Origin of the sequence: Labedella gwakjiensis (assembly GCF_003014675.1) — a bacterium.
GTDB classification, from domain to species: Bacteria; Actinomycetota; Actinomycetes; order Actinomycetales; family Microbacteriaceae; genus Labedella; species Labedella gwakjiensis.
This window is the reverse complement of record NZ_PYAU01000001.1, coordinates 3,659,345-3,672,837: the sequence shown is the minus strand read 5'-3', so window position 1 is coordinate 3,672,837 and position 13,493 is coordinate 3,659,345. Positions and strand designations below refer to the sequence as shown.

Here is a 13,493-nt window from a genome sequence, read left to right as displayed (position 1 = left end):
GAGCACGAGGCCTCCGCCGGATCATCGATCACTATCGTCAAGGAAACGCCATGTCTGCCGATCCCATCCCCAGTCCGCTGCCGCGGAAACCACAGGCCGCCGTCTCTCAGTCGGAGATCCTCACGGGTGCCGCGGCCGTCGTCCGGACCCTCGAACTGCTCGGCATCGACGACATCTTCGGCCTCCCCGGCGGGGCCATCCTCCCGGTCTACGACCCGCTCATGGACTCGAAAGATCTTCGCCACATCCTCGTGCGCCATGAGCAGGGCGCCGGCCATGCCGCGGAGGGATACGCCTCCTCGAGCAACAGGCTCGGCGTCTGCATCGCGACGTCCGGGCCCGGTGCGACGAATCTCGTCACCGCGATCGCCGACGCGTACATGGACTCCGTGCCGCTTCTCGCGATCACCGGACAGGTCTTCTCGACCCTCATGGGCACCGATGCCTTCCAGGAGGCCGACATCGTCGGCATCACGATGCCGATCACGAAGCACTCCTTCCTCGTGAAGGACGCGAGCGAGATCCCGGCGACGATCGCTGCGGCGGCGCACATCGCCTCGACGGGGCGACCGGGTCCGGTCCTCGTCGACATCACCAAGGACGCTCAACAGGCCACGGCACCCTTCGTCTGGCCGCCCAAGATCGACCTGCCGGGCTACCGCCCCGTTACGAAGGCTCACGGCAAGCAGGTGCAGGCCGCGGCCCAGCTCTTCGTCGAGGCCAAGAAGCCCGTGCTCTACGTGGGCGGCGGTGTCATCCGAGCGCAGGCCTCGGACGAGCTGCTCGAGCTCGCGGAGCGCACGGGAGCGCCCGTCGTCACGACTCTCATGGCGCGGGGAGCGTTCCCCGATTCGCACGAGCAGCAGCTCGGCATGCCCGGGATGCACGGCACCGTTCCGGCGGTGCTCGCCCTCCAGGAGGCCGATCTGATCGTCGCTCTCGGCGCGCGCTTCGACGACCGGGTCACCGGGAAGGCCGAGCTCTTCGCGCCGAATGCGAAGGTCGTGCACGTCGACGTCGACCCCGCCGAGATCTCGAAGATCCGCATCGCCGACGTCCCCATCGTGGGCGACGCGAAGGACGTCATCGTCGACCTCGTCGCCGCGTACGACGCCGCGGCGAAGGAGACGGAGCCGGATATCTCCGAGTGGTGGACCTACCTGAACGGCCTCCGTGAGGAGTTCCCGCTCGGCTACGCGCCCACGACGGACGGTCTCCTCGCCCCTCAGTACGTCATCCAGCGCATCGGCGAGATCACCGGACCGGAGGGTGTCTTCGCCTCCGGCGTGGGACAGCACCAGATGTGGGCTGCGCAGTTCATCAAGTACGAACGTCCGAACTCGTGGCTCAACTCCGGCGGTGCCGGCACCATGGGGTACTCCGTACCCGCAGCGATGGGCGCCAAGGTGGCCCAGCCCGACCGGGACGTGTGGGCGATCGACGGTGACGGATGCTTCCAGATGACGAATCAGGAGCTCGCGACCTGCGCGATCAACAACATCCCGATCAAGGTCGCGATCATCAACAACTCCTCGCTCGGCATGGTGCGCCAGTGGCAGACGCTGTTCTACGACGGCCGCTACTCGAACACCGACCTCAACACCGGCCACGACACCGTCCGGGTGCCGGACTTCGTGAAGCTCGCCGAGGCGTACGGCTGCCTCGGTATCCGCGTCACGAAGGAGGAGGAGGTCGACGCCGCGATCAAGCTCGCCCTCGAGACGAACGATCGTCCTGTGGTGATCGACTTCGTCGTGAGCGCGGACGCGATGGTGTGGCCGATGGTCCCGCAGGGCGTCAGCAACAGCTACGTCCAGTACGCGCGCGAACACGCCCCGTCGTGGGATGAGGAGGACTGAGATGACCGCCCATGTTCTGAGCCTCCTCGTGGAGGACAAGCCGGGTCTGCTGACCCGTGTCGCCGGACTGTTCGCCCGCCGCGGCTTCAACATCCAGTCGCTCGCCGTCGGTGTGAGCGAGATCGACGGGCTGTCGCGCATCACGGTCGTGGTGGACGTCGAATCGCTCCCTCTCGAGCAGGTGACGAAGCAGCTCAACAAGCTCGTGAACGTCATCAAGATCGTCGAGCTCGACCCGGCGCAGTCGGTCCAGCGGGAGCACCTGCTCATCAAGGTACGGGTGGACAACACCACGCGCTCCCAGGTGCTGGAGGCCGTGAACCTCTTCCGCGCCCGCGTCGTCGACGTCTCGACCGACGCGCTCGTGATCGAGGTCACGGGCGACTCCGGCAAGACCACCGCGTTCCTGCGCGTGCTCGAGCCGTACGGCATCAAGGAGATCGCCCAGTCGGGCCTCCTCGCCATCGGACGCGGATCGAAGTCGATCTCCGAGCGCGTCTTCAAGAACTAGAACGACGAACCTCAACAACAAGGAGAAACCAGCAGTGACTGAAATCGCTTACGACCAGGACGCCGACCTCTCGCTCATCCAGGGCAAGAAGGTCGCCGTCATCGGATACGGGTCGCAGGGTCACGCCCACGCTCTCAACCTCCGCGACTCGGGAGTCGAGGTCGTCGTCGGCCTCAAGGACGGCTCCGCGTCGATCCAGAAGGCCCAGGAGGCCGGCTTCGAGGTGAAGAACGTCGCCGACGCGTCCGCATGGGCCGACGTCATCGTCATCCTCGCTCCCGACCAGCACCAGCGCACGATCTTCGCGGAGTCGATCAAGGACCAGCTGTCCGACGGCAAGGCCCTCGTGTTCGGTCACGGCTTCAACATCCGCTTCGGCTACATCGAGGCTCCCGAGGGCGTCGACGTCTTCATGGTCGCCCCGAAGGGCCCCGGCCACACCGTCCGTCGTGAGTTCGAGGCCGGCCGCGGCGTGCCCGTCATCGTGGCCGTCGAGAAGGACGCCTCGGGCTCGGCATGGGACCTCGCCTGGTCCTACGCGAAGGCGATCGGCGGCCTGCGCGCCGGCGGCATCAAGACGACCTTCACCGAGGAGACCGAGACCGACCTCTTCGGCGAGCAGGCCGTCCTGTGCGGTGGCACCTCGCAGCTCGTCCAGTACGGGTTCGAGACGCTCATCGAGGCCGGCTACCAGCCGCAGATCGCCTACTTCGAGGTGCTCCACGAGCTCAAGCTCATCGTCGACCTCATGTGGGAGGGCGGCATCGCGAAGCAGCGCTGGAGCGTCTCCGACACGGCCGAGTACGGTGACTACGTCTCCGGTCCCCGCGTCATCGACCCCTCCGTCAAGGAGAACATGAAGGCCGTCCTCGCGGACATCCAGTCGGGTGCCTTCGCGAAGCGCTTCATCGAGGACCAGGACGCTGGGGCTCCGGAGTTCCAGGAGCTGCGCGCCAAGGGCGAGGCTCACCCCATCGAGGCGACGGGCAAGGAGCTCCGCGCCCTCTTCGCGTGGAAGCAGCAGGACGACGACTACACGGACGGCAGCGCCGCTCGCTGATCCTCGTCGATCGAATCGTGAAGGCCGTCCGGGCGACCGGGCGGCCTTCGCTCGTCGCGGTATCGTGGGGGACATGAGCACGGACGACGACGAGGCCTTGAGCTGGGCGGGTGACGAAGCGCCCGTGCGCCCGTCGTCCGTCGGTGCACGCCAGGCGAGGGCGCGCCGAGGCGAGCGGGCCGAGGCCGCCGAACGAGAGGTGCGCGCCGATGGACCCGATGGCACCGCGGACGTTGCGACGGTGCACGCCGAGCCGGCCCAGACCGGTTCCGTCGCCCTCGTGCTCCTCGGTCTTCTCGGGGGAGTGCACCTGCTCTACGCGGTCGGCTGGGTCCTCTCGGTCGGCGCTCTGCAGGCTGCCTACCGGCCCCTCGACGTTCTCGGAGGGGCGATGTTCTCCCTCGGTCTCGTCTTCGCGATCGCGGCGCCGCTCGTCTGGTTCGGCGCGAGCTTCTGGTTCACGCGGTCACGCCCGAGCTGGCAACGGATCGCGGCCCTCGTCGCCGGCGCAGTGATCCTCGTGCCGTGGCCGTTCCTCGTGGGGATGCGCTGATGGCGCGCGAGACCGACGTCGTGGAACGACGGGTCGCTCCTCGATGGATCCGTCTCGTGCTCGCCGTCGTCTTCGGACTGCTGCTCGCGTGGGACGTCTGGGAGGCCGTCGGCAACCTCCTCGGCGTCACCGGCACGGCGAGCGCACTCAGCACGTCGGTGTCGGGCGTGGGGTGGGCCGTGCTCGTCCTGGCCATCGTCCTCCCGGTGGCCGCGTTCCTCGGAGTGCTCTGGTTCGGGCGACGCACCGGTGTCGTATCGCTCACGATCGCCTACGCGACGGTGACGGTCGTGGTGTCAGCCCTCTCGCTCGATCTCCTCGCCATCTACGGGATCGGCACACTGCTCGTCTGAGCTCGTCGTTCGACCGCGGGGGTGACGGGTCGCTCAGACGGGAACCGCGGCGGTCAGGCACAGTCCGATGAGGACGATCTGGCCGATCAGTCGAGGCCAGAAGGGGATGGCGAGGCGGCCGAAGCGTTCGGGGTGGCGGGCGGCGAAGGCGTTCGCGGGGAAGACGGCGACGAGGAACACGGCGAGCAGGATCCCGGCGACGGTGTGCACGCCGGGAACGAGGAGACCGACCCCTCCCGCGATCTCGCATACACCCGTGAGGGCGACGAGCCGTCTCGGTGTGCGCGGATCCGAACCGCGGAGGGCCGGAGGGATGATCGCGGCCATGCCGCGCGCGGCCGACGGCACGAAGTGGAGCACGCCCATGGCGACGAACGCGATCGCCAGGACGATCCGCAGGACCAGGGAAGCGACCTCGATGCTCATGGCGCTCCACCCTACGTCACACGGACGGCCCATCCCCCGGGGCTGGACTAGGCTGGTCGCCGCGTGCCCCAACGGTCTGTGGCACGACGAGTCGACTCCGTGCCCCCTGTGCCGCGCCGCCCGCGCACGTACCGTCAGAAGGAAATCTCCGTGTCACAACCGATCGTCCTGATCGCAGAAGAACTCTCCCCGGCCACCGTCGACGCCCTCGGGCCCGACTTCGACGTGCGCAACGTCGACGGCACCGACCGGCCGGCGCTCCTGGCCGCCCTCGCCGACGCGAGCGCTGTCCTGGTGCGCTCCGCGACGAAGGTCGACGCCGAGGCGATCGCCGCTGCCCCCCACCTCAAGGTCATCGCGCGCGCCGGTGTCGGACTCGACAACGTCGACATCAAGGCCGCCACGTCGGCCGGCGTCATGGTCGTGAACGCGCCGACCTCGAACATCATCTCCGCCGCCGAACTCACCGTCGGCCACATCCTCTCCCTGGCGCGTCACATCCCAGCCGCGCACAGCGCTCTCGCTCAGGGTCAGTGGAAGCGTTCCGCCTACACGGGCGTGGAACTCTACGAGAAGACCGTCGGCATCATCGGACTCGGCCGCATCGGCGCCCTGATCACGGCGCGCCTCCAGGCCTTCGGCGTCGACGTCGTCGCGTACGACCCCTATGTCACGAGCGCACGCGCCCAGCAGCTTGGCGTGCGCCTGTTGTCCCTCGACGAGCTCCTCGCCCAGTCCGACTTCATCACGATCCACATGCCGAAGACGCCGGAGACCACGGGGATGATCTCGACCGATCAGCTCGCGCTCATGAAGCCGACGGCGTTCATCGTGAACGTGGCCCGTGGTGGCCTCATCGACGAGGACGCGCTCCATGACGCGCTCGTCGCGAAGAGCATCGCGGGCGCCGGCCTCGACGTGTTCGTGTCGGAGCCCCCCACGGGTTCGCCGCTCCTCGCCCTCGAGAACGTCATCGTCACGCCCCACCTCGGCGCCTCGACGGACGAGGCCCAGGAGAAGGCCGGTGTGTCTGTGGCGAAGTCGGTCCGTCTGGCCCTCGGTGGCGAACTCGTCCCTGACGCGGTTAACGTCGCGGGCGGCGTCATCGACCCGTACGTGCGTCCCGGCATCCCGCTCGTCGAGAAGCTCGGCCAGGTCTTCTCCGGTCTCACGCACTCGCCGCTCACGAGCGTCGACGTCGAGGTCCACGGCGACCTCAGCGAGTACGACGTCTCCGTGTTCCGCCTCGCGGCCCTCAAGGGCATCTTCACGAACGTCGTGAGCGAGACCGTGTCGTACGTGAACGCCCCGCTCCTCGCCGAGCAGCGCGGCCTCGAGGTCCGCCTCATCGTCGACGGGACGAGCGACGAGTACCGCAACGTCATCACGCTGCGCGGCGCGCTCAGCGACGGCTCCCAGATCTCCGTCTCCGGCACCCTCACGGGCACGAAGCAGATCGAGAAGATCGTCGAGATCAACGGCTACGACGTCGAGGTGCCGATCGCCGAGCACCACATCGTCATGCTGTACCGCGACCGCCCCGGAATCGTCGCGGTCTACGGGCAGCGGTTCGGTGACGCGGAGATCAACATCGCCGGCATGCAGATCGCGCGTCGCGAGGCCGGGGGAGAGGCGCTCAGTGTGTTGACCGTCGACTCGCGCGTGCCGGACGACCTCCTCGAGGACGTGTCGCGTGTCATCGAGGCGAGCGTCATCCGCTCCATCGACATCACGGCCTAGTCGGCCCCGTCAGCCGCCGACGGCGGACGGCAGGCGGTCGAGGCAGTCGTTCCATCCCTGGCGGAGGTCCGCCGCTGTCGCCTCTCCGTCGATTCCCGTGTGGGTGAGGTCGAGCAGTGTCGAGCGGCCGCGCGCGACGGAGAGGCGCACCTCGACGACGGTATGAGCGGCCTCCCCCTCCCACGTCCACGTGAAGGCGAGCCTCTCCGGTGCGTCGACGGCCGTGAACTCTCCGCCGACGGCCATCGAGGCGACGGGGGAGGCGACGCGCCATCGTCCGCCCGGTCGCGCGTCGAGCTCGTAGACGGGATCGAGCCGGGATGGCCAGAACCACGAGGCGAAGACCGACTCGTCGGTCCAGGCGCGCCACACCTCGTCGATCGGTGCATCGATCCGGCGGGTGAGGACGATGTCTGTCATCCGTCGAGCATGACGCCGCCGTGCGTCGTCGGCAAGGGGCTCCGGGTCCGGTCGGTACGCCGGTCAGTGCGGAGAGCTCTCGGCGGGTCCTGATTCCGGCGTGAGGCGGGAGAGGACGGCGATGAGCTCGTCCATCGCCCCGTCCCGCGTGTCGCGGGTCTCGCGGGCACCGAGCACCGTCGAGTTGTAGTAGAGACCGTCGCTCACGAGCATGATCGTCCGCGCGATCGCCGGGTCGCCGACCGACGCGGCGATAGCCGCCTCCCAGCGTGCGCGGAACGATGCGAGCGCCGTCCGAGCCTCCTCGTGCGAGCCCTGGGCGAGACGCGACATGGCGATGAGGGCCTCGTCGAACGGCGAGCCGCTGTCGACGGAGGAGCGGATCACGTAGTCGACCGTGCCCTCCTCGGCGGTCCGCATGCGCTCGTCGTCGGCCTCGACGAACGCTTGGACGCGTCCGATCAGGCCCTCGACGAGTGCATCCTTCGACGCGAAGTGGTAGAGCAACCCACCCTTGGAGACGCCGGCCGCCGCGGCGACGGCGTCGAGCGTCGCGGAACGTTCCCCGCTCGTGACGAGCAGCTGCTGGAACGCGTCGAGGATGCGGTCGCGTGCGGAATCGGGTCTCGCCATGCCGTCCATCGTATCCGAACGGGGGTGGTTACTGTACCGACCAGACGGTATAGTGATCGAGACAGGAAAGGCAGCACCATGAGCATCCCCACCACAACCGGACGTCCCACGACCGCGCTCGGCCCCCGCGCCGGGCTGCGCGAATGGGGCGCCCTCGTCGTGTTGATGCTCCCGGTGCTCCTCGTATCGGTCGACAACACCGTGCTCAACTTCGCGCTGCCCGCGATCTCCGAGGCGCTCCGGCCCACGGGAGTGCAACTCCTGTGGATGATCGACGTGTACCCGCTCGTGCTCGCCGGTCTTCTCGTCCCGATGGGGAGCCTCGGCGACCGCTTCGGCCGTCGCCGGCTGCTGCTCATCGGCGCCACCGGCTTCGGCGTCGTCTCGGCTGCCGCCGCCTTCGCCCCCAACGCCGAGGCGCTCATCGGTGCACGCGCGCTCCTCGGCGTCTTCGGCGCGATGCTCATGCCGTCCACGCTGTCGCTCCTGCGCAGCATCTTCGTGGATCGGGAGCAGCGGCGGCTCGCGATCGCCGTGTGGGCGTCGGGCTTCGCGGGCGGGAGCGCGCTCGGGCCGATCGTGGGAGGCGTGCTGCTCGAGCATTTCTGGTGGGGCTCCGTCTTCCTCCTCGCCGTTCCCGTCCTCATCCCTCTCGTCGTCCTCGTGCCGTTGCTCGTTCCCGAATCGCGTGACCCCGCTCCCGGCCCGATCGACCCCCTCAGCATCGTGCTCTCCCTCACGACGATGCTGCCGATCGTCTACGCCATCAAGAGTCTCGCGAGCCACGGCTTCGCGGTCGATTCCGCTCTCGGCATCGTGATCGGGCTCGCGAGCGGGATCGCCTTCGTGCGCCGCCAGCTGCGCGCACGGACACCCATGCTCGACATGAGCCTCTTCCGGCGCGGCTCGTTCAGCGGAGCCGTCGGAGTGAACCTCCTGAGTGTCACGGCCTTCGTCGGCGGACTGTTCTTCGTCTCGCAGCACCTGCAGCTGGTACTCGCCATGTCGCCGCTCGACGCCGGTCTCGTCCTCGTTCCCGGCCTCGTCGTCATGATCGTGTCCGGTCTCGTCGTCGTGCCGATCGCGAAGCGCGTGCGTCCGTCGATCGTCATCCCGGTGGGGCTCAGTATCTCGGCGGTCGCCTACGCCCTCGTCGCACTCTCGGGCGGACAGCTCACGGCGATCGGGCTCGCGCTCATCTTCATGGGTCTCGGGCTCGGGATCGGCGCGGCCGAGACCGTCTCGAACGAGCTCATCATCGCGACGGCGCCGGCGGAGAAGGCCGGCGCGGCCTCGGCCGTGTCGGAGACCGCGTACGAGCTCGGAGCGGTCCTCGGGACGGCCGTGCTCGGGACCATTCTCACGGCGTCGTACCGCGCGAACGTAGACCTCCCCGACACGCTGACCGCGGCGCAGCGACTCGCGGCGGGGGAGACCCTCGGGGGCGCCGTGTCGGTCTCCGAGCAGCTCCCGGGTGAGGTCGGGGAGGCTCTCCTCGCATCGGCTCGTGACGCGTTCGACAGCGGGGTCGGTGTCGCTGCGTGGATCGGGTCGGCGCTCATCGTCGCGGCGATGGTGGTCGCGCGGACGACGTTGCGTCGCGCACGCTGAGGCGGCCGTGGCGTGCCTCGTCGGCACAAGCCGCGCGAGTAGGCTGAAGGCTGTCCACACCGCCAGTAGGAGCCTCATGTCGCGCACCGTCTCACTCGCCGTCATCCCCGGGGATGGAATCGGACCGGAAGTCACAGCGGAGGCGCTCAAAGTGCTCCACGCCGTGGCGTCCGACCACGACGTGGAGTTCGAGACGACGTCCTTCTCCCTCGGGGCTGCGCGCTATCTCGAGACCGGCGACGTGCTCACGGATGAGGACCTGGCCGCCATCGCCTCTCACGACGCGATCCTCCTCGGTGCGGTCGGCGGCGTGCCCGGTGACCCGCGCCTCGTCGGCGCGAACATCGAGCGGGGTCTCCTGCTCCGCTTGCGCTTCAGCCTCGATCACTACGTGAACCTCAGACCCACGCGCATCTACCCCGGCGTGCCGAGCCCGCTCGCCGACGCGGGGGATGTCGACTTCGTGGTCGTCCGCGAGGGCACCGAGGGGCCCTACGTCGGCAACGGCGGGAGCATCCGGACCGGTACACCGCACGAGGTCGCGAACGAGGTCTCCGTGAACACGGCGTACGGCGTCGAGCGCGTCGTGCGCTATGCGTTCCGCACGGCACAGTCCCGCCGGCGCAAGCTCACGCTCGTCCACAAGACCAACGTGCTCACGTTCGCCGGTTCTCTGTGGAAGAGGATCGTCGACGCGGTGGCTGCGGAGTTCCCCGACGTCGAGGTCGACTACCTCCACGTCGACGCGGCCACGATCTTCCTCGTCACGAATCCTGGTAGATTCGACGTCCTGGTCACCGACAACCTGTTCGGTGACATCCTGACCGATCTGGCCGGCGCGATCAGCGGCGGCATCGGTCTGGCGGCCTCCGGCAACATCAACCCGGACGGCACGTCTCCGAGCATGTTCGAGCCGGTACACGGCTCAGCTCCCGACATCGCGGGCACCCAGAAGGCGGACCCGACGGCGGCGATCCTCTCCGTCGCGCTCCTGCTCGATCACCTCGGCCTCTCGGAGGCCTCGGCCGCCGTCACCACGGCGGTCACCGCCGACATCGCGAGTCGCGCCGGACGGACCCGTTCCACCTCGGAGATCGGCGACGCCATCGCGACGGCCGTCTCCCAGCCCACTCCCTCAGCCTCCAAGGACCTCTCATGACCATCGCACCGACTGCGGACCGGCTCGCCTTCAGCCACACCGCCGCTCCGTCCCCCCGCTCCGACGCCGAGCGCGCGGAGATCCTCGCCGACCCGGGCTTCGGCAAGCACTTCACCGACCACATGGTCGCGATCGACTGGACGATCGACGGAGGCTGGCACGACGCTCGCGTCCAGCCGTACGGCCCGCTGCAGCTCGACCCCGCAGCATCCGTGCTCCACTACGCCCAGGAGATCTTCGAGGGGCTCAAGGCGTATCGCCACGCCGACGGATCGATCTGGACCTTCCGTCCGGAGAAGAACGCAGAGAGGCTCCAGCGCTCCGCGCGACGACTCGCGCTCCCCGAGCTGCCGACCGAGACCTTCGTCGATTCCGTCAAGGAGGTCATCGCGGCCGACGGCGCCTGGGTGCCGTCGGGAGACGACCAGAGCCTCTATCTGCGTCCGTTCATGATCGCGAACGAGTCGTTCCTCGGCGTGCGATCGGCCCAGCGTGTGGGCTACTACGTCATCGCGAGCCCCGCAGGCGCCTACTTCACCGGTGGAGTGAAGCCCGTGTCGATCTGGCTCTCCACCGAGTACTCCCGCGCCGGGCGTGGTGGCACCGGAGCCGCGAAGTGCGGTGGCAACTACGCTGCATCGCTCCTCCCGCAGAACGAGGCGGCAGCGAACGGATGCGCACAGGTGCTCTTCCTCGACGCGGAGACGGGCACGCGGGTCGATGAGCTCGGAGGCATGAACGTCTTCCTCGTGTACCGCGACGGGCGTGTCGTGACCCCCGCACTCTCCGGCGCGATCCTCGAGGGTGTCACACGCGAGAGCATCATCCAGCTCGTCCGCGACCGCGGACTCGACGTGGAGGAGCGCGAGGTCCTCATCGACGAATGGAAGGACGGCGTGGCCTCCGGGGAGATCACCGAGGTCTTCGCGTGCGGCACGGCCGCCGTCATCACGCCGATCGGCGAGCTCAAGTCGGCCGACTTCTCCGTCGGCGCCCCCGACGCAGTGGCAGGCGAACTCACCATGTCGATCCGCTCGGAACTCACGGACATCCAGTACGGCCGCATCGCCGATCGGCACGGATGGCTCACGCGCCTCGACGCCTAGGCTGGACGCATGAAGATCGCTCGATTCAGCTCGTCCGGGTCCATCCACTTCGGAATCGTCGACGGCGAGGATCTCGTCGTCCTCGGCGGAGACCCGATGTTCCAGGGATTCGACACGACGGGCGAGCGCATCCCGCTCGCGCAGGCGACCCTCCTGGCGCCGTCGATCCCGCGGTCGAAGGTCGTGGGAGTGGGGAAGAACTACGTCGACCACGTGCAGGAGATGGGCGGAGACGCGCCCCCGACCGAGCCGCTCCTGTTCCTCAAGCCGAACACGTCGGTCGTCGGTCCCGGTGACACGATCGTGTTGCCTCGGCAGTCGCAGCAGGTGGACTTCGAGGGCGAACTCGCGATCGTGATCGGGAGCATCGCGAAGAACGTCTCGGCGGACAGGGCCGCCGAAGTGATCTTCGGGTACACCGTGGCGAACGACGTGACGGCGCGCGACCTGCAACGGTCCGATCCGCAGTGGACGCGCGCGAAGGGCTTCGACACGTTCTGCCCCGTCGGGCCGTTCGTCGAGACGGACTTCGACGTCTCGGACGGCACGATCACGACGACGGTGAACGGCGAGGTGAAGCAGTCAGGACCGCTCACGGACATGGTGCACGGCGTCGCGGAGATCGTCGCATACGCCTCGTCCGTGTTCACCCTGCTCCCGGGAGACATCATCCTCACCGGAACGCCGGCCGGGGTGGGGCAGATCGTCGCGGGCGACGTCGTCGACGTGTCCATCTCCGGAATCGGCACGCTTTCCAACCCGGTCTCGGGCCCCCGCTCGTGACCGCAGGGGACGCCGCCCGGGACCGGGTGCGTCCCCGCATCATCGGCGTCCTCGTCGCCGGACAGGTGCTCGGCGGCGTGTCAGCCGGTGCCACGATCTCTCTGGGCGCTCTGCTCGCGGCCGACGTCACCGGCTCCGAAGCCCTGTCGGGTCTCGCCTCGACGTTCCTGACGCTCGGTGCAGCCATCGCGGCCGTCCCGCTCGCTCGGCTCGCCGTCCGCTCCGGCCGACGGATCGCTCTCGCGAGCGGGGTGCTCCTGAGCGCGGCCGGGGCGGCTTCGACGATCGCAGCCGTCGTGACGATGTCGCCGGTGTGGCTCTTCGGCTCCTTCCTCCTCGTGGGGGTCGGCTCGGCCGTCGGACTGCAGGCGCGATTCGCCGCAACGGACCTCTCGGGATCGTCGACGCGCGCGCGAGACCTCTCTGTCGTCGTCTGGGCGACGACGATCGGCGCGGTCCTCGGCCCTAATCTCGTGGGTCCGGGTGCCGCGGTAGGTGACGTCGTGGGTCTCCCTGATCGGACCGGACCGTTCCTGTTCAGCATCGTGAGCGGGCTCCTGGCGGCGACCGTCTACCTCGTCGGGTTGCGTCCAGACCCCCTCCTCGAGAGTCGTCGACGGGTCTCGGACGCTCCCGCGGTCGGCGGTCGGAGCCTCGAAGCCGTGCCGTCGGAGGGCCGCAGACGGTTCGCCATCGTCGCGGTGGCGGCGAGCCATGCCGTGATGGTCGCCGTGATGGCGATGACCCCTGTCCAGTTGCACCATCACGGCGACGCGGATGCCGTCGTCGGTTTCACCCTCAGCCTGCACATCGCGGGAATGTACGCACTGTCTCCGGTCTTCGGCTGGCTCGCCGATCGGATCGGCCGGGTACCGGTGGTCATGGGGGGACAGGGTCTCATCGTCGTGGCCCTCGTCGTGGCGTCGGTCGGTGCACACGACTCCGTCGCCGTCGGCACGGGGCTCGTCCTCCTCGGCGTGGGCTGGAGCGCGTCGACGATCGCCGGCTCGGCGCTCGTGACCGAATCGACCGTCGCGGAGGACCGTCCACGCGTGCAGGGCCGGACCGACCTGACGATGAACCTCGGGGGAGCGGCTGCCGGTGCTCTCGCGGGTGTGGTCCTCTCGCTCGTCGGCTACGGGGGCCTCGCCCTCTCTGGTCTCGCCCTGGTCGCCGTCGTGGTGGTCACCGGCCTCGTCACCATCGCGTCATCGCGACGAGAAGCGGCCGCACGCGGCTGAGTGCGACCCGGAAGAGGCATCCTCCCGCCGATAGAATG

General features: G+C 68.8%; 14 protein-coding genes. 11 read left to right on the top strand and 3 right to left on the bottom strand.

From position 1 onward, the window contains the following. The first annotated feature begins 50 nt into the window (after positions 1-50). The 5 genes from CLV49_RS17330 to CLV49_RS17310 all read left to right on the top strand — a co-directional run bounded on the left by CLV49_RS17330 (position 51) and on the right by CLV49_RS17310 (position 4,336). Positions 51-1,859 (top strand): acetolactate synthase large subunit, encoded by a 1,809-nt coding sequence (locus tag CLV49_RS17330; RefSeq protein ID WP_106564658.1) that lies wholly within the window; start codon positions 51-53, stop codon positions 1,857-1,859. A gap of 1 nt (position 1,860) precedes the next feature. Continuing rightward, positions 1,861-2,370, top strand: coding sequence for an acetolactate synthase small subunit (gene ilvN, locus CLV49_RS17325; protein WP_106564657.1), 510 nt, complete (start codon positions 1,861-1,863; stop codon positions 2,368-2,370). Positions 2,371-2,404: 34 nt separating this feature from the next. Then, positions 2,405-3,430 (top strand): ketol-acid reductoisomerase, encoded by a 1,026-nt coding sequence (gene ilvC / locus CLV49_RS17320; protein WP_106564656.1) that lies wholly within the window; start codon positions 2,405-2,407, stop codon positions 3,428-3,430. A gap of 73 nt (positions 3,431-3,503) precedes the next feature. Continuing rightward, a complete protein-coding gene (locus CLV49_RS17315) occupies positions 3,504-3,983 on the top strand; it encodes a hypothetical protein (RefSeq protein WP_106564655.1) in 480 nt (159 codons plus the stop codon). Then, a complete protein-coding gene (locus tag CLV49_RS17310) occupies positions 3,983-4,336 on the top strand; it encodes a hypothetical protein (RefSeq protein WP_106564654.1) in 354 nt (117 codons plus the stop codon). The genes CLV49_RS17315 and CLV49_RS17310 overlap by 1 nt, the downstream gene beginning before the upstream one ends. A 33-nt stretch (positions 4,337-4,369) precedes the next feature. Here the strand turns inward: CLV49_RS17310 and CLV49_RS17305 are convergent, their stop codons facing one another. Further along, a complete protein-coding gene (locus CLV49_RS17305) occupies positions 4,370-4,762 on the bottom strand; it encodes a DoxX family protein (protein ID WP_106564653.1) in 393 nt (130 codons plus the stop codon). Positions 4,763-4,912: 150 nt separating this feature from the next. Here CLV49_RS17305 and serA point away from each other — a divergent pair, with 150 nt between their 5' ends. Further along, positions 4,913-6,502 carry a phosphoglycerate dehydrogenase gene (serA, locus tag CLV49_RS17300; RefSeq protein ID WP_106564652.1) on the top strand — a complete coding sequence of 530 codons (1,590 nt, stop codon included), beginning with the start codon at positions 4,913-4,915 and terminating at the stop codon, positions 6,500-6,502. Between the two features lie 9 nt (positions 6,503-6,511). On the opposite strand, the gene CLV49_RS17295 is transcribed toward serA, so the two are convergent. Both CLV49_RS17295 and CLV49_RS17290 read right to left on the bottom strand, forming a co-directional pair. Then, complete coding sequence (locus CLV49_RS17295; RefSeq protein WP_106564651.1) at positions 6,512-6,922, bottom strand: SRPBCC family protein; 411 nt, start codon at positions 6,920-6,922, stop codon at positions 6,512-6,514. Between the two features lie 63 nt (positions 6,923-6,985). Beyond that, complete coding sequence (locus CLV49_RS17290) at positions 6,986-7,555, bottom strand: TetR/AcrR family transcriptional regulator (protein ID WP_243696513.1); 570 nt, start codon at positions 7,553-7,555, stop codon at positions 6,986-6,988. A 78-nt stretch (positions 7,556-7,633) separates the two neighbouring features. Here CLV49_RS17290 and CLV49_RS17285 point away from each other — a divergent pair, with 78 nt between their 5' ends. The 5 genes from CLV49_RS17285 (at position 7,634) to CLV49_RS17265 (ending at position 13,455) form a co-directional block, all read left to right on the top strand. After that, the gene (locus tag CLV49_RS17285) at positions 7,634-9,166 is read left to right on the top strand and encodes an MFS transporter (protein ID WP_106564650.1); all 1,533 of its coding nucleotides are present in this window, start codon (positions 7,634-7,636) and stop codon (positions 9,164-9,166) included. 76 nt (positions 9,167-9,242) lie between these two features. Next, complete coding sequence (locus CLV49_RS17280; protein WP_106564649.1) at positions 9,243-10,325, top strand: 3-isopropylmalate dehydrogenase; 1,083 nt, start codon at positions 9,243-9,245, stop codon at positions 10,323-10,325. Then, positions 10,322-11,431: a branched-chain amino acid aminotransferase gene (locus CLV49_RS17275; protein WP_106564648.1), complete on the top strand. Its 1,110-nt coding sequence runs from the start codon at positions 10,322-10,324 to the stop codon at positions 11,429-11,431. Before CLV49_RS17280 ends, CLV49_RS17275 begins: the two co-directional genes overlap by 4 nt. Before the next feature lie 9 nt (positions 11,432-11,440). After that, complete coding sequence (locus CLV49_RS17270; protein WP_106564647.1) at positions 11,441-12,214, top strand: fumarylacetoacetate hydrolase family protein; 774 nt, start codon at positions 11,441-11,443, stop codon at positions 12,212-12,214. Continuing rightward, positions 12,211-13,455 carry an MFS transporter gene (locus CLV49_RS17265; protein WP_106564646.1) on the top strand — a complete coding sequence of 415 codons (1,245 nt, stop codon included), beginning with the start codon at positions 12,211-12,213 and terminating at the stop codon, positions 13,453-13,455. The genes CLV49_RS17270 and CLV49_RS17265 overlap by 4 nt, the downstream gene beginning before the upstream one ends. Positions 13,456-13,493 lie beyond the last annotated feature (38 nt).